Source organism: Salinimicrobium catena (genome assembly GCF_900102915.1).
GTDB lineage: Bacteria > Bacteroidota > Bacteroidia > Flavobacteriales > Flavobacteriaceae > Salinimicrobium > Salinimicrobium catena.
This window is the reverse complement of record NZ_FNGG01000004.1, coordinates 26,810-50,726: the sequence shown is the minus strand read 5'-3', so window position 1 is coordinate 50,726 and position 23,917 is coordinate 26,810. Positions and strand designations below refer to the sequence as shown.

Here is a 23,917-nt window from a genome sequence, read left to right as displayed (position 1 = left end):
GTATGGCAAATGAAGATGATCACATATCCGACGTAGGCTCCACCTTTGATTTTAAAGGTTTTGTGCTTAAGATATTTAGTTACTGGCAGCTTATCCTGGTGTCCATCGGGATCAGCCTTGCCGTGGCTTATTATAATAATGTGAGGAAGCTGCCGGTTTACAGGCTGGGCAATTCCATCAGCATTAAAGACGATCAGAACCCCTTTTTTACCAGTAATACCAGCCTCACCTTTAACTGGGGAGGTACTTCAGACAAGGTAAATACGGCCATTACCATTTTGAAATCGCGTTCTCATAACGAGGAGGTGGTAGAGCGGCTTCAGTATTATATTTCCTATCAGCAGGACGGGGAGTACCAAAGGGTCAATGCCTATGGATTCACTCCTTTTAAGTTGGTCGCAGACAGCACTGCCTATCAGGCGCAGGGAAATACCTTTACGATCACATTTTCAGACCCGGAAACTTTCACCCTGAAAACCAATTTCTCGGGAAACACGGCTTCTGTCTTTAATTATCGTACCAAGGATTATTCTTCGGTTGTGGTAGAGCCGGGGGAATTTAAGAAGGAATATCAGATTAATGAGCATATCGATCTGCCGTTCTTTAGCGGAAGGCTTGTGCCTACCGAGGTGGCTCCTGCAATAGGCAAACCATTTTATGTGCGGTTCAACCATTTTGACGGCACGGTGGGCAGGTTCAAGGGAATTGCGGTGAGTCCGCAGGCCCAGGGATCCTCAGTACTTAACTTATCGCTTACGGGTAACAATAAACCGGAGATCGTAGATTATCTAAATGGTACCGTTCGGGTTTTGAGCGAGAATATGCTGGAGCGCAAGAACCTTTTCGCTACCAAGACCATCCGTTTTATTGACAGCAGTCTTGCAGTTAAATCCATGGAGCTGCAGAACGTGGAAGATGAGCTGAATAACTTCAGGAATAAGAATGCCATTATTGACCTTTCCGCGGAAACCAGCAAGCTGAACAGCAAACTTACCTCCCTTGATATGCGGAAGGAAGAGATCAATAGGCAGTTAGCTTATTACCAGACCCTGCAGGACTATTTGCAGACCCGGCAGGATTATTCTGATGTGCCGGCCCCTTCTGTGGCGGGTATCAATGAAGGTAGCATCGTGAGCGGGGTAGGGCGTATCCTTTCCCTGGCCGAAGAAAGACGTAAATACCAGTATTCCCTTCAGGAGAACTCCCCGGTATTTGACAATATCGACCGGCAGATCAATGCCGTTAAGGCAGTTTTGCTGGAGAACATGGATTCTTCCCAGAGGCTGCTGAGGCAGGAGCTGAGGGACATCAATCAGGATATCGCCAATGCCGAAGCCGAGATCAGGAAACTTCCGCAGGAAGAACAGGACCTGCTCAAGATCCAGCGTAAATATTCACTTAGCGAGAAGACCTATAACCTCTTCCTTGAAAAAAGGAGTGAAGCCGGACTTATCAAGGCGGCGAACGTAAGCGATGTAATGGTGATCGATACCGCCAAGGATACCGGCGGCGGACAGATAGGACCCAATACTCAGTTGAACTATGTGATGGCCTTAATGGTCGGCGGAATGATCCCGCTCACCTTCGTATTTTTACTGGTCTTTCTAAACACCAACGTGCATAACGCCCAGGAGGTGACAAGACTTTCACCTATTCCTATTCTTGGAATGATAGGGAAGAGCCGTTTGAATACGAATCTTGCTGTATTTACGAAACCTAAATCGGCCATTGCTGAAAGCTTCAGGGGGCTGAGATCGAGCCTTCAATTCATGTATAAAAAGGCTGGGGTGACCGGGTCCAAAACATTACTTGTAACTTCCTCGGTTTCGGGGGAAGGGAAGACCTTCTGCTCCATGAACCTGGCGACCATTTTCGCCTTGAGTGAAAAGAAAACCGTATTGATCGGAACCGACCTTAGAAAACCGAAGATCTTTGATGATTTCAAGATCAATAACGACCATGGGATCGTAAATTACCTTATTGGTCAGGAAACCCTTGACAGTATCATCCAGCCCAGTATGATCCCGCACCTGGATGTGATCACTTCGGGACCTATTCCTCCAAACCCTTCCGAATTGTTGATGACCGAACAAATGGACGCGATGATGGAGGAATTAAGAGAGCGATACGATTACATCATTCTGGATACTCCGCCGGTAGGAGTAGTTGCAGATGCCCTCAACCTCATCAAATATGCGGATGCCACCCTGTACCTCATTCGTCAGGATTACACCAAGCGCGGAATGCTTGAAGTGATCAACGAGAAGTACAACAAGGGCGAGGTCAAGAACATCAGCTTCGTGCTTAATCACTTTGTACACAGCGCCAAATATGGTTACGGCTATGGTTATGGCTACGGTTATGGCTATGGCTATGGCTATGGCCAGTATGGTAAGGCTTACCATGAGCAAAACCCAACCACCAGCCGACTCAAAAAGAAATGGCGGGAATGGATGAGGAATTTTGAGTAGTTTTTTGTTTGTTGTTTGTGGTTTGTTGTTGAAAAATCGAGATATAGGGAAAATAGAGAAGTTTGAAGATCTTGAAGTGTGGAAATTAGCCCGTATAATTTGTCAAAAGGTTGAAATTCTCTTTCAGGAAACTGATTTAGGAAAAAACTACGTTCTAAGAAATCAGATGGAAAAAAGTTCCGGTTCTATAATGGATAATATAGCTGAAGGGTATGGTAGAGGAGGGAATCAGGAATTTATCAATTTTCTCAGTTATTCAAAGGGCTCCGCAACTGAATTCAAATCCCAGTTGTATCGGGCTCTGGATAAAAAGTTGATCTCTGAAGAACAATTTCATGAGGTTTCTTCCCACTGTATAGAAGCTGATAATCGTATAGGAGCTTTTATGGCATACCTTAGAAAATCAGATCTTAAAGGGATTAAATTTAAGAGAGATTAAAGAACAAAAAACAACGAACTACGAACAGTGAACCTATCATTTCTCGCTGAGAAATGATAGGTTCACCCACTGCCACACATGAAAACTGCTTTCCCGGTCTCCGTCTAAATACTTCTTCCATTCCTTTTCAAGTTTTGGAAAATCAAACCATTCTGAAAAAGAAGAGTTTTTAAGATTTTCAAGGCTTGATTCCACCAAAGGCCGAAGTTCTTCTGCCAGCCATTCTCGCTGTGGAGTTTGTAACGGCCGTTTTGGGGCATAAGAGATGTCTTTTGGAACCATCGGTTTGAGCAACTCCCGCAGCAGATATTTACCGGTGCCGTTCTTTATCTTATATTCTGCAGGTTGTGAAAAAGCGAATTCCACCAGGCGGTGATCGAGAAACGGTTCTCTAAGTTCGGTGCTGTGGACCATGGAGACCCGATCGTTGAACCGCAGCGCCCTTGGGATCTTGGTGTAAAAAAGATCGCGGTACTGCAGATTCTGCAGCCGGTTGTCAAATGGTGCCGGGTATTCGGGTTTTTCTGCCAAAGCGGCAAATTCCGGAGCCAGAACGTTGGGCCGAAAAGGATTTTTTTGGCCCGTGCCCTGAATGGTTCCCGCATTTTCAGTTTGATAATAATCATAGCCGGCCCATTGTTCGTCCATTCCCTGTCCGTCAAGCAGAACTTTCACTCCGTCCTGGTGTGCCTGCCGAAAGATCCTTGAATAGGCCAGCGTCGGAATTCCGCCGAAAGGCTCATCCTGGAGTCTGGCAATTTTTTTAGCGGTATCGCGAACTTCAGAAGCTGAAAAATAGTTCTTTTTCAGCGGATTTTCGGTAGTGGCGATCATCTGTTCCACCCAGCGAAGTTCGTCATATCGTGAGTCTCCGGTGTAAAAGGTGTACGCCTGAATTCTTTTCTTCTCCTCGAACAGGTTGACCAGTGCGAGCAGGAGGGAACTGTCCACCCCGCCACTCAGGTTAAATCCTACCGGAACATCAGCTCGAAACCGGAGTTTAATGCTGTCTTTGAGGAGCTCGAGATAAGCCTCTTTTGCTTCCTCAAAAGTCAATTGTTTTTGGTTGTCCATGACCCTGGTCTCAAAGTCATACCATCTTTGGATATTCAGATTTCCCTCAGAAAGTTCAAGAAAATGACCTCCCGGCAATTGTAGTATTTCGTAAAAGAAAGTTTCTGAAGGCATTCCGTAGGAACCCCAGGTGAAATAATTTGCCCATACTTTTTGGTTAGGAGTCTTGCTTTCCGTAGCCGCCTGCAGGGCTTTGATCTCACTGCTGAAATAGAAATGACCTTTTTGTAGGGTATAGTAAAAAGGCTTCACTCCAAAGCGATCTCTGGCTGCAAAAAGCTTTTTGTCTTCAGAATCCCAGATAGCGAAGGCGAACATGCCGTTGAATTTATCCAGGCAGGCTTTGCCCCATTTAATATAAGCGGCCAAAAGTACTTCGGTGTCTGAAGCGGTTCGGAAGTCATAGGAATCCTTTAGCTCCTTTCTTAGTTCCTTATAATTGTAGATCTCTCCATTAAAGGTCAGGAAATACCTTCCGGAATTATCATTAAAAGGTTCATTCGCTGCTGCTGAAAGGTCTATGATCGATAGGCGGTTATGGCCAATAGTTGCGAAGCCTACATCAACATAGGCTCCCATGTGATCGGGTCCACGATGTTTTTGGACCTGAAGCATTTTGTCCAGGTCTTCTTCGCTTGCATTTGGTCCAATTATACCTGCTATTCCGCACATATGGTAAATGTATCTGTTCTTTTTTGCATCGCCCAAAAAAGAACCAAAAAAGTCTAGGCTTACGAAAACATGCCTGAAATTTTCGTTCAACTCCTAAATTTTAGGAACTCGCGGGAAATCTAGGTGCGCGTTAGAAGAATTTTGTTCGCTCAAACAGCCTAAAATTTTACGGAGATTTCACTTCAATTTCGACGACAAGCTACAAACCACAAACCATAAACTACAAACAATTTAATCTGCTAATTGTTGATTGTTAATTGACAAAATTCGCTCCGCTTCTTCCCAATCCCGGGGTGTATCGATGTTTACGTAAGGATCTCCCGTCGTGTCGACAAACCCGATATTTTTTCCATAGAGCGAATCCTGTTCCAACAGCACTTCTGTCTTGGTAAGGTAGATGGCGCCGTCACGGTGGTAGGCTTTTGGGAGGTCCTGCCGGCGGGTAATGATCTCGGTCTCTCCTGTAGCGATCTTCAGACCGCCGTTCTTCTCTTCAAAAATCCAGTGCGGATTATAATCATCAGGTACTTCACGCACCGTCACCAGGGAATCAAAATTTCCACTGCTGAACTTCTCAATAGCTTCATCTATGAGCCTCTCTCTCCTTAGCGGACTGGTGGGTTGCAACAGGCAGACCGCATCGAATTTCTCTCCATTTTCAAGAAAGAATCGCAGCGCGTGCTTTACAACTTCCAGGCTGCTGCTGCTGTCACCCGCCAGGTTTGCCGGTCTTTGAAAAGGGGCTTCCAATCCTAATTTTCTGGCGGTCGCCATGATCTCCTCATCGTCTGAACTCAGCACGATGCGGGAAAGCAAATTAGATCTTTTCGCCGCTTCAATGGTGTACTGCAACAGCGGCTTTCCTCTTAGAGGCTTAATGTTCTTACCGGGTATGCCTTTGCTGCCCCCACGAGCGGGTATGAGTCCTAGGATTTTCATGGTCGTCAGTTGTGAGTTTTCCGTTATCAGTTGTCGGTTGCCCGCCCGCCGAATCTTAAGCATAGGAGGGTGGGTAGGCTAAGGTAGTAAAAAATGCGGTCGATGACCGTCATTGCGAGTGAGGCCGCAGGACGAGCGTGGCAATCTGTTGTAGCTTACTTCTTAACTTGTTTAAAGCAAAGCTACGACAGATTGCTTCGGCTCTGCCTCGCAATGACGTTCCTTTACAATTGTCCTCTTTCCTCTGTCCTCTGCTCACTGACCACTGAAAATCATCTCACTTACTCAACAATTGGTCGTTTAGCATCCCTCTTCCCCTTGTTCTTCAAATACCTCCCGATCATCCCTTCTTCAAAATTCTTGTAGATCTGCCGCAGCACGTACGGAGTCACATCTTTATTCCGGCAAAGTCGGCCGTGGCCTGTTTGGGGAACGGGTATTAATTTTCCTTCAAAATAATCCTGCATTACTGTAGGAAGTATTTTTCCGGCCTTCAGGATCACCTTGTTTCCTGTCATGTGCATGGAATCTCCTTCTTCAATATCTGGTCTCAGCTGGTACAGGATCCCTCCCTCATCCACCTTTTCCGTAGCCAGGTGAATGGTGGCTCCGATGCATTCAGGTTCGTCAAAGAGATAGGGGTAGAGGTTGGTGGCCGACCCTCTGTAGTAAGGAGAGAGGCCCAGGTGCAGGTTGATGATCTTTCCCTGGTACGCTCCCAGCAAAGGATCTTTAATTATGGAAGTGCCAAAAAGCAGGATCAGATCGGGATTGGTTTTAGTGATGATCTCGAAAACTTCTTCAGAATTTATGTTCCCGTGGGGCAGGTCGATCCGTGGCACCTCGGGGGGGAAATCTGTATAGGTTCCAAAAAGTTCTTCTTCGGTTTTTGCTCTCTGTTGAAAATGTTCTGCCAGGAATTCGGCGTCCTTTTTTCCATAGGCAGCGGTATCCTGGATCTTTGGTGACTTTTTTTCACTAATGATGAGGCCCAGCTCCATTTCCTGTGCAATGGAGGCCGCAATGTATTTGTGCCGCAGACTATCGCTTGTGAGGAATACTACTTTCATTCTTGTGCCATTTTCTTAGCTCAGGGTTTTTAAAAATATGCTGTCCTTTAAAAAGGTCATTTTTGCCCCCCGGCAGGTCATTGCAGTCAAAACGGGAGAGGAGCAGGGAATCTTCCTGCAGGTCTTTATTGGCAGCCCTCTCCATAGTAAAGCCAAGGCTGAATTCGGCTTTTTCTATTGCTTCGGAAATACCCGTACTCGCCTCAAATGAGCCGTAAGGATAGCTGATGGCTGCGGAAGGTTTTCCGAAGTTACTGCGGAAGAAATCCTGGGTATTTTTCAGTTCTTCCTGAAGTACTTCAGGATCTACCTGTCCAAGCGGAAGGTGCCGATGGGAGTGCGAGCCAAGATATCCCTGACCGTGCAGGGCCTGCAGCATTTCTTTGTCCATGTATAAGGCTGAATTCACCTGGTGCTCGTCAAAGATCTGCTCAAATAACGGATCGATGAAAGCCTGTTGCTCTGGCAGGACCATCTTGAAATTAAGCAGGTATTTCAAAAGGGCCGTTTCCGCCTCATCATAATTGTAGTGGGTAATTGCCAGCGTTTTTTCCTTTTCCGAAAGAGGCGCTGTTCCTTTTTTCTGCAGTTCTGAAAGGATTTCGTGAGAAGATATCTCAGATCGCAATAAATGGATCTTGTGCACCAGCGACACGATTTTCTCTTTAAAATTGGAAGTATTTATAAAGAACGCCGCCGGTACCCCCATCTCATCCAGAATGGGTTTTGCCAGCTCATACTGTTCTTTGAGGCCGTCATCAAAAGAGATGAGTATGTAATTCCTGTCCAGCGGTCTATGCTGAAACTCCAGTAATTTCTCAAGAGAGATGAATTCTCCATGCCTGGAAAGCTCCTCCAGCTGCTTCCGGAATTGTGCAGGGGTAAGCCCGAAAACGCTCGGATACCTTGCGCTAAAATCGTCGCGGATGTAATGGTAGTTGGAGATGATGAGCATTCTGGTTCTGTTTGCAGTTTACCGTTTACTGTTTGAGCTAAAGTAGTAAAAATGTCCTTGGCGAACGTCATTGCGAGGCAAAGCCTAAACCTGCCTCACATTTTATAAGTTGCCAAAGTCACTATTTCTATGATACGTCTTTGCGAGGGAGGCACGACCGAAGCAATCTCACGTCGCACAGTCACGATCATACATAATTGCAGTAAACCACGGCAGATTGCTTCGCCCGCTTGCAGCGTGCTCGCAAAGACGATCCGCATTGTAAGACGTCTTTGCGAGGGAGGTACGACCGAAGCAATCTCAAGTCGTACAGTCCCAAACATAATTGGAGTCAACCACGGCAAATTGCTTCACCCGCCTGCGGTGTATTCGCCAAGACGATCCGCATTGTAAGATGTCTTTGCGAGGGAGGTACGACCGAAGCATTCTCAAGTCGTACAGTCACAATCATAATTGGAGTCAACCACGGCAAATTGCTTCACCCGCCTGCGGTGTATTCGCAAAGACGATCCGCATTGTAAGACGTCTTTGCGAGGGAGGTACGACCGAAGCAATCTCATGTCGCACAGTCCCAAACATAATTGGAGTCAACCATGGAAGATTGCTTCACCCGCCTCTGGCGTTCTCGCAAAGACGATCCGCATTGTAAGACGTTTTTCCTAGGGAGGTACTACCGAAGCAATCTCACCTGCAATACTAGAATTTAACTTCTTTTAATAAGTTAGTAGTAGTAATCAAGTAAATTTGAAGATGCACTTTTCCTATGTCTATATTCTCACTAATAAAAATCACACGGTACTATATATCGGTGTGACTTCAAACCTCATTAAAAGAATATATCAACACAAAATAAAGGCCTACAAAGGATTTACAGCGCGATATAACTGTGATCAACTTGTTTATTATCAGGAATTCCCCAACATTTCACAAGCTATAGAGTATGAGAAAAAAATAAAGGCCGGCAGTCGCAAGGCTAAGGAAAAGCTAATTGCCAGTTTAAACCCGGAGTGGCATGATCTGGCAGCTGATTGGTTGTTCTTTTTTCAATAAGGGAATAACATATATAAGCGTCTTTGCGAGGGAGGTACGACCGAAGCAATCTCAAGTCGCAATGTCACGATTATGTTCAGTGTAAGCCACGGCAGATTGCCACGGCTGGGTTCCCAGCCTCGCAAAGACGTTCCGCGCTTGTTTGTCGCCTTGCCCTCTATTAGTAAGTAATATATTTACTGAATGTCAACTCCACGCTTGCCAGGATCTCTGCGATCCTTTTTCCGGAATTCCCGTTGCCGTATAAGTGCGAGACCGGAAAATGCTCCCGGTTAATGGCATTTTGGGTCGCTTCCAGGATCTCCTGTTCATGGTAACCTACATCGGTGACATTATCTGCCCGACATCTACGGTGCTGCCGGTTGCCGATGTTCACCACGGGGATGCCAAGGTAGGCGCACTCCCGAAGGCCGGCGCTGGAATTCCCGACCAGGGCCTTTGCGTTCTTCAACAGTTTTAAAAAATCCAGGGGGTCCATGTTCTTAAAAAAGTGAATGTTCTGGGGTTTTTCAAGCTCGCGAAATGTTCTAATGGCATTTGAGGTTCCGTCAGATCCCGCGTCCACGTTCGGCCAAAACCAGAAGGTTGGATATCCAAGAGCTTTAATAGCCTTTAAGGTCTCGGTAACGTGTTTTTTGGATTCTTTGTATTCCGTGGTTACGGGATGCTGCATGACCACGATGTATCCGTTTTTCCAGTCGAGATCGGCACCCACGCCGCCATACTTTTCGACCGGATCAAAATCCAGGTTCGGACTCTCCGCGATGGTTTTTGCCAGATCAATGGAGGGACAGCCGGTGTTGAGCACCTTTTCGGGATCTTCCCCGAGTTTGATCACCCGTTCCCGCGCGTCTTCCGAAGCTACCAGGTGCAGATCGGCGAGTTTGGTGTTTGAATGCCGTACCTTTTCATCTATGCTGCCGGTTACCTCCCCTCCCTGTACATGCACCAGGGGAATGTTCTGGTAAGCCGCAGCGATAGAAGTGGCGATCGTCTCAAATCGATCGGCAATGGTGATCACCGCGTCAGGCTTGAGATTATAGAATACATTGGTGAGTTCCATCACACCCAGTCCGGTCGTCTTTGCCATGGTGGTTGGATTCTCTCCCTCCAGCACCATGAAAACCTTTGCCGCAATGGGAAAACCGTCTTTTTCAATAAAATCCACCGCGTTTCCGTAGCGGTCGAGCAGGGCAGAGCCCGCGATGACCAGCTGCAGTTCCAGCTGAGGATGATTATGGATTGCGGTCAAAGCCGTTTTGATCCTGCTGTAGGATGGACGGGCCGTAACCACGACGCAGATCTTTCGTTTGTTCATGGTAGCTAAAGTAATAAAAATGTCATTGTGGAACGTCTTTGTGAGGACTGGTCTTCTTTTTCAATGGAACCGTCTTTGCGAGGGAGGAACGACCGAAGCAATCTCATGTAGCATAGTCACGATCATGTGCAGAGTAAGCCACGGCAGATTGCCACGCTCGTCCTGCGGATTCGCTCAAAGCCTCATATGAAACCGTCTTTGCGAGGGAGGCACGACCGAAGCAATCTCATGTAGCATAGTCACAATCATGTTCAGAGAAAATCACAACAGATTGCCACGCCGGCCTCCGGCCGTCTCGCAATGACGACCCGCGAATTAGCACCACAAACCACAAACCACAAATCACAAACAAATCAAATACCATCCTCTGTCCTCTGCCCACTGACCACTCCTTCATAGAACGTGATGTTCTTCTCCACCACCACCTCGGTGGAGAACTTCTCCAAAACCCTTTCCCTCGCGGCCTTTCCCATCTTCTTTGTCAGGCTTGGATCTTTTAGCAACCGGAGGATCTTTGCAGCATATTGCTCATGCTCTTTGGGGTCTACAGTAAAACCTGTTTCTCCGTCGATCATCACTTCTTTTGCCCAGCCTATATCTGAAGTGACCAGGGCTTTTTCCATGGCCATAGCCTCTATCCAAGTCATGGGCAGGGCTTCGGCGAAGGAGGGGAGAACCACTACATGGGCTTGGGCGATCTCCTTCAGCACCCGATCGTAAGGCATGGGGCCCCTCCATTTTACTCTTTTCAGGGCTTCAGGAGAGAATTCCTTCTCCATCAGCTCTTTTGTGGACCTTCCTGTGTTCCTGTCCTTCACGTCTTTCCCGACCAGCACAAGTTCTGCCTCCGGCGCCTTCTTAAGCACCTCCTGGAAGATGCCGGGCAGCTCCAGGACGCCTTTTTTGCGGATGATGCTTCCAAAGTACAGGATCCTGTTTGGAGTATACTCCTGGGTTTTGGATTGAAAAGTTTTTGCATCTATCGAATTTGGTATTATGTTTATCTCCCGCCTTACTCCGAACAGCCTCTTTGTTTCTTCCGCGGTGAACCGGCTTACTGACAATAAATGTTCTGCCCCGTGAAGGGCCATTTTCTCGAACCAGAAATTCTTCTTCTTTTGAGGCCTTTTCTCCAGGTGACAAAAGTAGGTGTCGCTGCCGTTCATCCTGATCACCAGGGGGCACCTCAGGCTCATGAAGGCGGTGATCCCGGTCCAGTCGGGGGCTTCAAGAGCATCGATGCAATCCACGGCTATGTATTTGTTGAGGTAGTTCTGAAGGAATTTCCGGTGCAGGTACCAGCCCAGGAACCTGAATTTTTGTTGTCTGATGAGGTGGAACTTTATGCCGCCCTCCGTGAAAATGTCATTCTCATGTTGCCCGTAGATAAAAACAGAGATCCGAATATCTTTTTCCGCCATGGCTTCGGCCATGTTCTTAATGCTGGTACCTATGCCCGCGGCCGGTCCGGTGCGGGGGTGAGGGTATTCAGATGTGAGAAAGGCAAGATGCATATTAAATGTAGTTCAGTTTTCTGCGTAATTCCCTGCTCCCCAATTCAACCGCCTTTACAATTGTGAAACTGAATTTTTTTCGCTTTAAAGGGTTAAAAGTTGAAGTTTTCGGTTTTCTGTCCCAAATGTTTTTTGCTCCCGTTTCTTCAAAAAAAGAAGTGTTTATCACCTGAATATCATCAATTTCTTTTTTGATCTGTTCCAGGTTCTTCTTAGTGGCAAACTTTTCTTTTAATAACAACAGGGTCTTTTCGTCTTTCCTTACGAGGTCTTCATACCTTATGATCGTATGTGCACGTAGATCCGGAAATTTCTTTAGGACTTGAGAGCTGATCTTTTTACTGTAAAAATAAGGGTACAGACCTGCCGGAATACCAAATCGCTTTACCTTATTTCTCAAAGATCGCTTTTTCAAATTCATTCCCTTTAGTAGTGAGAGAAATACGCTTTTTGGATCTCTGATGAGGATAAAATGCAGGTCATCCGGAAAAATTTCCGGCATCAGCTCTACACCTTTAAAGGAAGTGTCCTTGATCATAATATACTTCCTTGGTGACTGATCAAGAATTTTTTTTCGAAGGTCATTAATGAAAAGAGTGTCCAGGAATTTTCTGTCCGATTCATAGAAATTCCGCGCCCTGATCTCGTAATAAGAATCTAATATTGTAGAGATCCTTGTTTCACTCCGGTTATGGGCAAGCACTTCATGCTCGCTAAAAATTTTTATTACTTCTGCAGCGAAATTATGACCTGTTCTGGGTAGATAGGAATTAAAAAAAATGATCTCTTGATCTACAGTTTTTATATTATGTTCTCTATCTCCTTCCATATTTTTTTCGAAGCCTCTTGTGGAGGATGTTGATTAATTATTTCAAACCACTGCTGCGCTTTCTTGACAATTTCTGATGAACCGTTCAACAACACCTTGAGTTTCTTTGTGATCTCCTCTCTAGAATCCAGCCAGACCACAGCGTCCTGCGAAGGCATGCTTCTAAAATGTACAAAATTATACACCTTTTCAGGACTCCAATTTTCATCTTCTTTGTTGTCCACTTCATAGTTCAGGTACAGGCAGGGCTTTTCAAAAACAGCATAATCAAAGACCATTGAAGAGGCCAGGTTAATCACAGCTTTGGTGTGCAGAAGGGTATTTACCTGCAGTTCCAGATCTTCTTTAGTGGGCAGGACGCTGTTCCAGTTTTTCCCCGCTTTTTTCCATTTTGGGACTACGGGTATGATGAGGTTATTGTACTTACTTAATACCTCTTCGTAACGAGAAGAAAGATCAACCGGGCACCTTCTGAAGAGGATCCCCAGGTTATGCCCCTTCCTATTCAGCCCCTGCACTGCTTCAGCTATATCTGCCAGGTAATGCTGATCATCGGGGCAGGTGGTCACGTCATCCCCGCTAAAACACAGGTATTCTTTGTTGGGGTCCAGATCGTGTTCCCGGAAGAATTCTTCCCGCGATCTTCTAAGGCTCTCATCAAAATGCGGCTCGAACTGCGGACTCCCGGTGATATGGATCTGTGCGGGTGAAATGAAAGGGTAATAGGTGAGCAGCTCCTGCTTCATATATTCGCTCCACACAAAGTAATGATCGGTTTCCACTACCATGGTGGCCTTGGGCAGGTTGTCCCAGGAAAAGATAAAGGTGGCTGTGGGAATGCCCAGGTCTGCTGCCGCGGTCAATGGCGCGATAGCCGTTACCGGCCGCTGATTGGTGCAAAAGACCAGGTCGGGTTTTTCCTCATCCAGCACAGACTTGCAATGCCTGTAGAGATCGCCTTTTCTTTCGGACTTTCTCATCTTGTCCCTCAACTCCCGCAGGCCGGATTCCCCCCTGTGGGTTTTGACCAGATTAGAAACCAGGATATTTTTCACCTTTTTTTTCAGTCCTTTGTTAGAAGGCGGGAATTTATAGGTCTGGTATACCTGATCCTTGAATTGTTCGCTGAAATGATCCAGTTCCGCTTCGATCTTCGCCCGCTTCAGCAGGTCGGTCTTTGCCCGAGGTTTTCCCTCAAGCTTTATTTCTGAATATCCTATCTCGGTCAGATCGAAGGGAGTGTGATTCCAGAAGATCACTTCCCAACCCATTTTCTCCCCGATCTCCACGAAAGAGGTAAAGGCGAAATTGCGCAATCCAACACCGTCGGGGAGGAGGATAAGGATCTTTTTCTTTTTGATTTTTTCCATTGAAATAGATGGGTGGGATCAAATATATGGAAAAACCGTTTTCTGTTTACTGTTCTCAGTTTTCTGTTGTACTTTGCTCCAAAGATTTAAATTCCGGTTCAAATTTTACAGGATCAGACCAATCGATTACTTCAATTATGGCCCAGACTAAAAACCGACACCCCGGAACCCGCAATCCACAACTGAATTACGGTAAACAGAAAACGGAAAACGGAAAAACGATCCCGTTGTTCTACTGGAGCGAACGCAAATTCATTTTCAAGGACAAAGAGAATTACGGCGACCTGCTTTCCAAATACCTGGTGGAAAAGGTCTCTGGCAGACTGGTGAAGTGGGTCCATCCCAAGAAGCAGCCCTGGTATAAACTAAATAAGAGGAATTACCTGGCGATTGGGAGCATCATTCACCACGCTACCGAAGACAGTATCGTGTGGGGGAGCGGGATCATTGATCGGAAACAACAGGTCGCCCCGGCCGAATTTCGTGCAGTCCGCGGCCCGAGAACACGGGAGTTCCTGCTCAGATTAGGCTATGATTGTCCTGAAGTCTATGGCGACCCCGCCTTGTTGCTGCCGCTTTATTACGATCCGCAGGTAGAGAAGAAATATAAGGTCGGGATCATTCCGCACTATCATGATTTTAAAGAAGTTTCCGAAACCTATAAAGATAATAAGGAAATAAGGGTGATCGACATGATGACCCTGGATGTGGAGGCGGTGACCCTGCAAATCCTGGAGTGTGAGAACACGATCTCTTCCTCCCTGCATGGCCTGATCGTTTCCCATGCTTATGGGATCCCTTCGGTATGGGTAGAATTTTCAGACAAGCTCTTTGGGGACGGGGTCAAATTCGCAGATTACCTGGAGTCGGTAGGGCTTCCGGTTTATGAACCGGAATTTCTTAACCGTGCTTTTTCTACTGAAGAATTTATTAAATTGACCGAACGATTTCCGGCTTCCCCTAAGGCCGAAAACCTTAAGCTGTTGCAGCATAGTTTGTTAAAAAGCTGTCCGTTTCCTCCTAGAGGATGAAAGTGTGTGTTTTCTCGATGAAAGACACAAAATTTTTAAGAAAACCCCCTGAAACTATATATATTTGACCAACAGCCGTGCCGTCCATAATGGGACCGGCAGCGGCGAAGCCGTAATTAAAAACCAAAGACCAAATTCCAAATTCCAATATCCAAACCTCCTTCCCTTAGCTACGGAGACAAGTGGCGCTACTTAGGACAAGAAGCCAACAGCTAAAGGCCAATTGCTAACAGTCAATGAAAAATAACCAGGAAAAGAATAAAGACCATTATGAGAAACTTTATGCCAATTATGACATAAAGAACATTCTGTACTGGATCAATCACCTGGATGAATTCCTGGATTCGGCCACTACTACCGAAACCAGCTGGTTCGCTTTGTATCAGGGTAATTTTCGTGAAAAGCTGAAAGGCAAGAAAGTACTGGAAATGGGTTGCGGCAATTGCATCAACGCAGCGGTGATGGCGGCCCTGGGAGCTGAGGTCTACGCCAATGATATTGCTTTTTCCAGCAGGGAGATTGTTAAAAGGCTCAATGAAAATTTTAATTTCAGATACCCAATTGTCTTCGTGGAAGGAGATTTTCTGAAGAATGATCTTCCTTCGGCCAGTTTTGATTTTGTGGTGGGAAAAGCTTTTTTACACCATCTTACTTTGCCGGTTGAAAGACAATTTTTAAAAGAAACGGCAAGGCTGCTAAAGCCGGATGGAGAAGCCCGTTTTTTTGAACCTGCGGTGAACTCGATGCTATTAGATAAAATAAGATGGCATGTTCCGGTTGGTAAGAGGCCTTCAAAATTCGATAAAAAGGCTTTCAGGAAATGGAAGGAAGCAGATCCGCATCCAGAGCGTTCCCTAAGCTCCAGACATTTCGAGACCGTAGGAAAAGAAATTTTCCAAGACGTGAAGGTACTACCTGTGGGAACCCTCGAAAGGTTCAGTAAAATTTTTAAATGGGGAGAAAAAAGGAATCGTTTTAAAAAATGGGCATTAGAGAAAGAAATAGATTTCCCCGACTTTATTAATCGGCCTTTCACTCGAAGCCAATTGATAGCTTATCGAAGGCCTTTGGATAATCTAAAGAGTTAGCAGATCATTTAAATACTCCAGTTCTTCTTCATTGAAGAATTTCTTGTATTGCTCATTAGTGTTTTTCCGAATATTCCAGCTCAAAACCGTTTTTTGAAAGGAAGGTGAATAGTCAAGATCGAGAAACAGGCACAGATCCTCGAAAAAACCCGTAGGATCCTCAACAAAAGCTTCGTAAGAAACTTTTTTAAACCGGAAGTGTCTAAGCCTCTCCTTTTCTTTATTGATCCAGTTATAGTATTCAGTGTATTCTTTGATAAGTTCTTTTTTCGGTTTAGCAGCAAATTGCTCCTCCCGGTCTTTGTAACGCCATTTGTACTTGAAATAAGAGGTGATAATGGACTTTGGTTCTCTGTCTATCCAGATGACGTAAGGATTCTCAAAAACCTGCTCCAGGAAATCAGCTCTGGATGGACCGGTGATCTTGGTGATCAGTCTCCCTCCTTTTTGAAAGTTTCCAATTCTGTGTAAAGCCTGTTGGAGACTTTTGATCTCTTTGGGATCAAAAGAAGACTTATTTAGACGAAAATCAGGTATGTAATGAGAATAGAAATTAAATGCTTCGGCCGGTCGGGGAAATTTTTTTTTATCTCTGGAGTACTTTTCAACTATTCGAGTCGCCTGGAGGTTGTTCAAAACAGATAGAATAGGCAGATCAGGATAACGGTTTAAATAAGTTGAGATCCAATAGAGGTCGGGATGAAGAGCAAGGATATCGTTCAGCAGTGTAGTGCCGCTTTTTCCCGGCCCATGTATGATGATTGAATCTTTTAATTCCATTTCCGCCTGTTTGGAGATAAAAATAGTTACTTAAAAACATTTTTCCTCTTTTATCTTTGAATGTCCTCGTTTCTGGTTTATTAAATTGCCTCTATGAAAGCTCAACAGAAAGAAAATATGCAACCAATGGTCAGCGTATTTATGCTTACCTATAATCAAGAGCAATACGTGGCACAAGCGATTGAGGGAGTGCTGATGCAGCAGACCGATTTCACTTTACAATTGGTTATTGGAGATGATTTCAGTACGGATGGCACTCGTGAGATTTGTAAACTTTATGAGCGAAAATATCCGAGCAATATAAAACTTCTCCTGAATGAAAACAACTTGGGTATAGGGGCTAACTATGTGAAAACTTATGAAGCATGCACCGGAAAATATGTTGCAATATGTGATGGTGACGATTATTGGATAGATCCTCTTAAACTTCAGAAGCAAGTCGAGTTTTTAGAGGATAACCCAGAATTTAAAATTGTTTTTACCAATAACCGAAATATTTATCCCTCGGGAAAGGCAGATGTTAGAGATGTCTCTAAACTGCGGGAAATATCTTCTTTTGAAGATCTGCTAAAAGGGAATTATATTACTTCTGTAACGGCAATGTTCCAGAAAATTCCTCTTTCCAAAAACATGAAAGGCTGGATGAAAGATCTTCCCTTTGGAGATTGGCCTACCTACTTGTGGATTCTTAAAGAGGGAGGGAAAATAAAATTCATGGATGAGATCACAGCAGTTTACAGAAAGGATTATGGAACCTCTACAGCTTTGCGAAAAAGTAAAAGCAAAATGGGTGAAGTAATTATCGCTATTCTTGAAAGGATCAAGGAAGATACTTTATTCTATAATAGAAGAGAGATAGTGGAGCAAGAAATTCAGAAAAGAACACTTGGATTAATGGCAAGTTACAACAAAGAAAAAAAATTTCAGGATTCCTTTACTTTGCTTCAGAAGGCTATGAAAAAATCTAATTCTCTTGGACCTTTCAAATCTTACCTTTATTCATTGAAAAGAAGCCTTTTTTTATTATAAACATAGATATTTGAAGAGACTGTATAAATATATTTTTCAAAAGAGAAACGAGGAAAAGTCAATTAAGGTATTTTGGTCTTCCAATAAATACATAGCGGGGAAGGATTGGGAGAATTTTGGGGATGCACTGGTACCCTGGCTGGTGAAGAAGATTTCTGGAAAAGGAGTGGAATGGAATTCAAAAAAAACTCTAAAAAAAACTAAGATTTTCTTCGTAATTGGGAGTATACTTGAACAAGCTCACAAAAACTGTATCGTTTGGGGGGCGGGAGTGATAAATTCTCACAGTAGAATTAAGCCGTCTAACTTTTTGGCAGTTAGAGGACCAATTTCCTATAGTAGAGTATTGGCTAGTGGGGAAAAAATGGAGCCGATTTGGGGTGATCCCGCCCTACTATGTCCAATGGTTTATCCTGCGCCTAAAAAAAAACAAAGGGATATTATCACCATAATTCCACATTATATGGATTATGGTGATGTAAAGAAAAAGTTTAAGGATCAAAAGGGTTACGAGATCCTGGATTTAAAAGTTACCGATGTGGAATTAATTATTGATAAGATCGCTACTTCAAAAATAGTTTTTTCTTCCTCGCTTCATGGACTTATTGTTGCACATGCTTACGGAATAAAGGCAATTTGGGTACAGTTTTCAGAGCGCCTCGACGGGGATGATATAAAATTTAATGACTATTTCATGTCTGTTGGAATTAGGTTGTACAAACCATTTGATTTTACAGAGGACTTGATGAGTCGTTCTTTTAGTAATGATCGTTCCCTTCCACATTTACCTACCTTACAAAAGGTGCAAATGAATCTAATTAGAACCTGCCCCTTTTTCAACTTATAATGGAAAGCATTTTAGCAATTACTCCATTTTTCGGAAGATCGGGTTCAGAAATTGCCCTGTTCAACCTTTGTGAAGGTTTAAATCAAGTTTTTGACATTAGTATTTATACTCCTCAATTAGACCCTGATCTGAAACAGGATGTATCGGATAAGATTAAAGTTTATCATTCTGGAAAAAGATCAAAAAGAAAGAGTTTTATCGGCAAATTGAAGAAGGCCTTAAATCCAACGACGGACTTTGAGAAGCGTCTTGGTAATAAAAAGTTTGATTACATTATTTTAAATACATTCTTGTCTTTTAAATATTTTGATCTGTTTCGCTCAGGAGGAACGAAAGTTATTTTATACGTTCATGAAACAGAGCAGATGTTGTCCGGAATAGATTCTCAGAAATTCAATAAGATACTAGCAGAAGCAGATCTTGTTTTCTGTTCTTCTAATCATGTAAAGCAATATTTGAATTTACTGGGAAGGCAAGAAAAGATCAAAGTTTTGTATCCGGCTGTAAACTTTGAGAAGTTTTCTTTACCTCTAGCCCAGAGGTCAATTAGAAAGGAATTAGGTTTCGGAGAAAAAGACTTTGTTTGGGGAATGTCCGGAGCCTTAACCTTAAATAAAAATCCGGCGATGTTCATAGCAGCTGCAGAAATTTTACTCCAAAGGTTTGAAAATGTGAAATTTTTGTGGATTGGAACAAGAGGGAATGATATTTATGAAGAGTACTTAATAAAAAGTGTAAAGAAAAAAGGACTTCAGGAAAAAGTTCAGTTTATTGAAAAACGTGAGGACGATTATTTTGAATATTTGAATATATTAAATGGTTACCTCCTTACGTCTTTTAGCGAGTCTTTTTCTCTTTCGGCAATGGAAGCAGCCTCTTTTAATATCCCGGTAATAAGCTTTCCCTGTGGTGGGGTCCTCGAAGCTGTTCCCGATAAATTACGACAGGTTACCTCTGAGTTTTCAACCAGGGAGCTAGTAGAAAAGATGGAGAGTATAATGGAAAATGGTATTAGTTCTATAACTCTGAAAGAGACAGAGCAGTTTTTAAGGATGGATAAAAAAAATGCTGCAAATGAATTCAGGAAAGTTCTTCGTGAAGAATTTAAAGTTGCTGACTGTCGCGAAATTATTGTTTAGCAAAAACCTAAAAGAAATTGGCTTTAGAGACGCGCATATATCAGAAAGAAAGCAATGTTAGGCCGGGAAAACTTTTTAAAGAAAGTTTCAGAGACATCTATAATTCCCGTTTTCTCGCTCGACAACTTGCGGAGCGGGATATCAAAGCTCAGTACCGGCAGTCCTATCTTGGGATCATATGGGCTTTCCTTACCCCTCTTGCCACTGCAGCGGTGTGGGTATTTTTAAATCTATCAGGAACAATTAAAATCACTGAGACAGGGATACCCTATCCTGTATATGCCTTTACAGGGACTCTCTTATGGTCTATAATTACAGAAGCAATTAATTCCCCATCGGGAAGTACGAAATCAGCACGGGGGCTTCTTAGCAAGATCAACTTTCCTAAGGAGGCGCTGATCGTCTCAGGGATATATAAACTCCTCTTCAATTCATCCATCAAGATCCTTTTGTTGGTGGCTTTTGTTTTCCTCTTTGGTATAGGTTTCCACTGGAGTCTACTTTTACTTCCTATTGTAATTTTAGGAGCGGTTTTATTTGGGGTGACTATAGGATTATTCCTTACGCCAATTGGGATGCTATACAATGATGTCTCAAAAATAATTGGTATGGGTTTCAGTTTTTTAATGTATATCACTCCTGTGGTCTATTCGGTGCCGGAACAGGGAATCATGCGAACGATCATGGAGATCAACCCATTTACACCCATTATATTAACCAGTAGGGACCTGATCACCGGTGCCAGTCCTGAGTATTTAACGTATTATTTGATTATCCTGGCTCTGACTGTGCCACTTTTTGTAGTAGCCCTGTTATCTTACAGGATCTCAATTCCCATAATAGTAGAACGAAGCGCTTGATTATGAAGGAAGAAAAGGAAGTCTTGGTAAAGGTTGAAGGGCTTTCCAAAAAGTTCTGTAAGGATTTGAAATTAAGTTTATGGTATGGATTGAAGGATCTTTTTTCAAATTTTCGAGGTAACACATCAGAACGTTTGTTACGGGAAAAGGAGTTCTGGGCGGTAAAGGATGTATCTTTTGAACTTCGCCGGGGAGAGTGCCTGGGGTTGATCGGTCACAACGGAGCCGGAAAATCCACTTTACTGAAGATCCTAAACGGGCTTATCAAACCTGACGCGGGGAAGGTTACTATTAAGGGCAAGGTTGGAGCACTCATTGAATTGGGGGCCGGCTTTAATCCTATCCTAACCGGCAGGGAAAATATCTATAACAATGGGGCGGTTTTGGGCTTTAGCAGGCAAGAGATCAATAAGAAACTGGAGGAGATCATTGATTTTGCCGAGATACGGGAATTTATAGATATGCCTGTGCAGAACTATAGCAGCGGGATGAAGGTGCGGCTGGGTTTTGCTGTAGCCGCTCAGATGGAACCGGACGTGCTAATTATTGATGAAGTGTTGGCAGTGGGTGATTTAGGTTTTGCTTTAAAATGTATTAAAACCATAGATAGAATTTTACCTAATACAGCGATCCTTTTTGTCTCCCATAGTATGCCAATGGTTTCCAGAATATGTAATCAAATTTTACTTCTCAACCAAGGGGAAGCCATTTTTCAGGGAACTAATGTTTCAAAGGCTATAGATTTATATTATTCCAGTTTTAGTAGTGATAATTCTAATGTTTTATTTGATGATGAGAGCATACAACTTGAAAAAGTGGAATTACTCAACGTGGAGGGCTACGAACGAAATATACCTCAGCTGAAATGGAGGGATGAATTTAAAATTCATTTCATATTTAAAAATATCAACCTTAATGAAATTCCAAAATTCAGCATATTTATTTTTGATAAGGAACAGCGCCCCGTTGCACTTTTAGAAGAAAACCAAGAAAACACTCAAATTGAAATAAGAAATAATAGAATTGAATTTATCTTAAAACATAAAGAAATACAATTATCGAAAGGTTTTTATTACTTAAACTTATATGTATCTCAAGGAAGAATAGAGGCTCCCCTTTTAAGGATAAACAATGTTCTTGTATTTCAAATTTTACACGAGACAGACCTATGGCCATCTTTTCTTTTGAATTCCGAATATGAAAGCATCAATGGAGAGATTAACAAATGAACATAATATTTAACTGGTTGTCAGAGATTATAGAGAATGAGGAATAAAATTTTGTGGAATTTATATTCAATAAGAAAATTTGAAGCACTCCTTAAAAAGAAACAGTTCAGAGGCAAAAGAGTGGTTAAAAAAATTTTGAAAAAATTAATCCCAGATTTCGCCGATGACTTGACAGTTAAGACTAAACATGGATATATTTTTAAAATAAATCCTTTGACTGACAAAGGAATTGAAAGAAAAATTTATGAATTCGGTGTTTACGAAGAAGGTACCTTATGGTGCTTTAATCATATAATCAATCGAAACGATGTCGTATTTGATGTAGGAGCAAATATAGGGCTAACAGCTATTCATGCCAGTAGATTAACTGGTAGGAACGGAAAAGTTTTTGCATTTGAGCCACTGGTATCAACGTATGATCTCTTATTGGAAAATCTTAAGCATAACAATGTAAAAAATGTTATACCCATCAACTCTGCCTTAAGTGATGATGATGGTGTAGGATTTATATTTGAAAATTTACACATAAACCGTGGAGCGGCATCTCTCATAAAAAATTCCAAAACTGCTGGGAAAGAAGTGAAAAAGGAAAAACTTGACAATTTTATTAAGAATTTCGATATTGAAAATATTGATTTTCTTAAAGTTGATATAGAAGGATCTGAAATTCCTATGTTGAAAGGATCGATGCAATATTTTACGACTCCTAAGAAACCGATAATCTGCATAGAGTTTAGCAGAGAAGTTAAAAGCGATTATAATGCAGATATGCTCTATTACATTCTCAAAGAGAAGTTTCGATATGATATCTATAAGCAAAAAAACGGAAAGGATAGTTTAACGCCGTTAATTAAAGTAAAAGGATTAGAAGATTTACCAAATCACGATAATTTGTATTGTTTTCAAGAATATCATTACAAAAAGGTTTCTAAGAAGCTTTTTTATAAAAAAGAATTAAGAGCCTGATTCCAACATTTTGCGAAAAAGAAGTATGAAAATTGCTTTTGTAGTAGGTGAATTTCCGGTAATTAGCCAGACCTTTATTATAAACCAAATTGCAGATCTGATAGACAAAGGACACGAAGTAAAGGTGTTCGCTTTAGAAGAAATTGATGCTCCTCTGCTCCACAGTAAGGTTATTTGTTACAATTTGTTGAAAATAACTTCTTTTAAAACTATTTCTAAGAGCAATAAACATTTAGAGCTTTTGGGCTGTTTAATTAGAAATCATGAATGCATCAATTTCAAACGATTTTTTAAAAAAATTAAATTGTTTTCTTATCAGTCAAAATCCTTTGATTTTAACTTTTTCCGTAAGCACAGTTGGATTTTGGAAGATCAGAGTTTCGATATAATCCATGCTCATTTTGGTTTTACTGGAGTTTATATGGCAGATTTGTTATCCTTGGGGTTCTTTTCCCGTTCAAGATTTGTTACAACTTTTCATGGTTATGACCTTAATCCTGCTCTTCTTCCACAATTGGAAAGAAAATATCTCAAACTTTTTCAGGAGGTGGATTTAATGACAGTGAACACTCCTTACGCCCGGGATTTGTTGAAAAGGATGACCAGGAGAAAAGAAATCGAAGTACTCCCTATGGGATTGGATACAGACCTTTTTAGAAGAAAAGAAAGCACATCTGGAGATGGTCATTTTAATATTCTCTTTGTTGGTCGACTTATAGAATTAAAAGGTCCTCATTTGGCGGTAGAAATTTTGAATATTTTGTGCGGTAGAGGATATAAGAATGTCCAATTAAAGATTGCAGGAGACGGTGAAATGAAGGAAAGTCTTTTAGTTCTTATTGATAAACACGACCTTGGAGGTCAGGTGAACCTATTGGGAGCATTGCCTCAGGAACGCATTGTTCAGATAATGAACGAATCAGATATATTTCTTTTACCTGGAATATATGATAAAGATAGACGTGCAGAGACGCAAGGGTTGGTCATTCAGGAAGCTCAGGCCATGGAGCTTCCGGTCTTGATCTCAGACGTTGGAGGGATGAAATATGGTATAATGGATGGAGAAACAGGTTTCGTGATTAAGGAAAACGATTTAAAGGGTTTTGCAGATAAAATCGAGTTTCTGGTGAAGAATCCTTCTATAAAAAGGCAGATAGGTGCAAACGGTAGAAACTTTGTGGTTGATAATTATAATTCATCCTTACTGGGAGAAAGATTGGAAAGTATTTACTGTGATTTGTTATAAC

The 23,917-nt window shown here is 42.7% G+C and carries 21 protein-coding genes; 12 read left to right on the top strand and 9 right to left on the bottom strand.

The window, feature by feature from the left end:
• Positions 1–2 precede the first annotated feature (2 nt).
• Complete coding sequence (locus tag BLS64_RS09650) at positions 3–2,471, top strand: GumC family protein (protein ID WP_093113334.1); 2,469 nt, start codon at positions 3–5, stop codon at positions 2,469–2,471.
• On the top strand, positions 2,464–2,910 hold the full coding sequence (locus BLS64_RS09645) for a four helix bundle protein (RefSeq protein WP_317039636.1): 447 nt from the start codon (positions 2,464–2,466) through the stop codon (positions 2,908–2,910). Before BLS64_RS09650 ends, BLS64_RS09645 begins: the two co-directional genes overlap by 8 nt.
• Positions 2,911–2,946: 36 nt before the next feature.
• Here BLS64_RS09645 and asnB read toward each other — a convergent pair whose 3' ends face one another.
• The 4 genes from asnB to BLS64_RS09625 form a co-directional block, all read right to left on the bottom strand.
• Positions 2,947–4,746: an asparagine synthase (glutamine-hydrolyzing) gene (gene asnB / locus BLS64_RS09640; RefSeq protein WP_245693422.1), complete on the bottom strand. Its 1,800-nt coding sequence runs from the start codon at positions 4,744–4,746 to the stop codon at positions 2,947–2,949.
• Between the two features lie 141 nt (positions 4,747–4,887).
• On the bottom strand, positions 4,888–5,595 hold the full coding sequence (locus BLS64_RS09635) for an acylneuraminate cytidylyltransferase family protein (protein ID WP_093113523.1): 708 nt from the start codon (positions 5,593–5,595) through the stop codon (positions 4,888–4,890).
• A gap of 281 nt (positions 5,596–5,876) precedes the next feature.
• Entirely contained in the window at positions 5,877–6,665 is a 789-nt protein-coding gene (locus BLS64_RS09630; protein ID WP_093113333.1) for a formyltransferase family protein, read from the bottom strand.
• Positions 6,637–7,620: a polysaccharide deacetylase family protein gene (locus BLS64_RS09625; protein WP_093113332.1), complete on the bottom strand. Its 984-nt coding sequence runs from the start codon at positions 7,618–7,620 to the stop codon at positions 6,637–6,639. Before BLS64_RS09625 ends, BLS64_RS09630 begins: the two co-directional genes overlap by 29 nt.
• Positions 7,621–8,370: 750 nt before the next feature.
• Between BLS64_RS09625 and BLS64_RS09620 the strand changes: the two genes are divergently transcribed.
• Positions 8,371–8,670: a GIY-YIG nuclease family protein gene (locus BLS64_RS09620; protein WP_093113331.1), complete on the top strand. Its 300-nt coding sequence runs from the start codon at positions 8,371–8,373 to the stop codon at positions 8,668–8,670.
• A 160-nt stretch (positions 8,671–8,830) separates the two neighbouring features.
• On the opposite strand, the gene neuC is transcribed toward BLS64_RS09620, so the two are convergent.
• The 4 genes from neuC to BLS64_RS09600 form a co-directional block, all read right to left on the bottom strand.
• Entirely contained in the window at positions 8,831–9,988 is a 1,158-nt protein-coding gene (gene neuC, locus BLS64_RS09615) for a UDP-N-acetylglucosamine 2-epimerase (RefSeq protein ID WP_093113330.1), read from the bottom strand.
• 353 nt (positions 9,989–10,341) lie between these two features.
• Positions 10,342–11,502 (bottom strand): glycosyltransferase family 4 protein, encoded by a 1,161-nt coding sequence (locus BLS64_RS09610; RefSeq protein WP_093113329.1) that lies wholly within the window; start codon positions 11,500–11,502, stop codon positions 10,342–10,344.
• Position 11,503: 1 nt separating this feature from the next.
• Positions 11,504–12,331, bottom strand: a complete 828-nt coding sequence (locus tag BLS64_RS09605; RefSeq protein WP_093113328.1) for a hypothetical protein — start codon at positions 12,329–12,331, stop codon at positions 11,504–11,506.
• Positions 12,304–13,701, bottom strand: coding sequence for a glycosyltransferase family protein (locus tag BLS64_RS09600; protein WP_245693420.1), 1,398 nt, complete (start codon positions 13,699–13,701; stop codon positions 12,304–12,306). The genes BLS64_RS09605 and BLS64_RS09600 overlap by 28 nt, the downstream gene beginning before the upstream one ends.
• Positions 13,702–13,838: 137 nt before the next feature.
• On the opposite strand from BLS64_RS09600, the gene BLS64_RS09595 reads away from it, so the two are divergent.
• Both BLS64_RS09595 and BLS64_RS09590 read left to right on the top strand, forming a co-directional pair.
• Positions 13,839–14,732: a polysaccharide pyruvyl transferase family protein gene (locus tag BLS64_RS09595; RefSeq protein ID WP_093113521.1), complete on the top strand. Its 894-nt coding sequence runs from the start codon at positions 13,839–13,841 to the stop codon at positions 14,730–14,732.
• Positions 14,733–14,968: 236 nt separating this feature from the next.
• Positions 14,969–15,820 carry a class I SAM-dependent methyltransferase gene (locus tag BLS64_RS09590; protein WP_093113327.1) on the top strand — a complete coding sequence of 284 codons (852 nt, stop codon included), beginning with the start codon at positions 14,969–14,971 and terminating at the stop codon, positions 15,818–15,820.
• Here the strand turns inward: BLS64_RS09590 and BLS64_RS09585 are convergent.
• Positions 15,809–16,600, bottom strand: coding sequence for a sulfotransferase family protein (locus tag BLS64_RS09585; RefSeq protein WP_093113326.1), 792 nt, complete (start codon positions 16,598–16,600; stop codon positions 15,809–15,811). The two genes, BLS64_RS09590 and BLS64_RS09585, sit on opposite strands and share 12 nt — an antisense overlap.
• Before the next feature lie 93 nt (positions 16,601–16,693).
• Here BLS64_RS09585 and BLS64_RS09580 point away from each other — a divergent pair, with 93 nt between their 5' ends.
• Genes BLS64_RS09580 through BLS64_RS09550 form a run of 7 tightly spaced genes read left to right on the top strand, consistent with a single transcriptional unit; the run spans position 16,694 to position 23,916 of the window.
• Positions 16,694–17,629 carry a glycosyltransferase family 2 protein gene (locus BLS64_RS09580; protein WP_093113325.1) on the top strand — a complete coding sequence of 312 codons (936 nt, stop codon included), beginning with the start codon at positions 16,694–16,696 and terminating at the stop codon, positions 17,627–17,629.
• 10 nt (positions 17,630–17,639) lie between these two features.
• Positions 17,640–18,476, top strand: a complete 837-nt coding sequence (locus tag BLS64_RS09575; protein WP_093113324.1) for a polysaccharide pyruvyl transferase family protein — start codon at positions 17,640–17,642, stop codon at positions 18,474–18,476.
• On the top strand, positions 18,476–19,615 hold the full coding sequence (locus tag BLS64_RS09570) for a glycosyltransferase family 4 protein (protein WP_093113323.1): 1,140 nt from the start codon (positions 18,476–18,478) through the stop codon (positions 19,613–19,615). Before BLS64_RS09575 ends, BLS64_RS09570 begins: the two co-directional genes overlap by 1 nt.
• A 17-nt stretch (positions 19,616–19,632) precedes the next feature.
• Complete coding sequence (locus BLS64_RS09565; protein ID WP_093113322.1) at positions 19,633–20,475, top strand: ABC transporter permease; 843 nt, start codon at positions 19,633–19,635, stop codon at positions 20,473–20,475.
• A 2-nt stretch (positions 20,476–20,477) separates the two neighbouring features.
• On the top strand, positions 20,478–21,704 hold the full coding sequence (locus tag BLS64_RS09560) for an ABC transporter ATP-binding protein (RefSeq protein ID WP_093113321.1): 1,227 nt from the start codon (positions 20,478–20,480) through the stop codon (positions 21,702–21,704).
• 36 nt (positions 21,705–21,740) lie between these two features.
• Positions 21,741–22,670: an FkbM family methyltransferase gene (locus BLS64_RS09555; RefSeq protein WP_093113320.1), complete on the top strand. Its 930-nt coding sequence runs from the start codon at positions 21,741–21,743 to the stop codon at positions 22,668–22,670.
• A 25-nt stretch (positions 22,671–22,695) separates the two neighbouring features.
• Positions 22,696–23,916, top strand: coding sequence for a glycosyltransferase (locus BLS64_RS09550; protein WP_093113319.1), 1,221 nt, complete (start codon positions 22,696–22,698; stop codon positions 23,914–23,916).
• The last annotated feature ends 1 nt before the right edge of the window (position 23,917 follow it).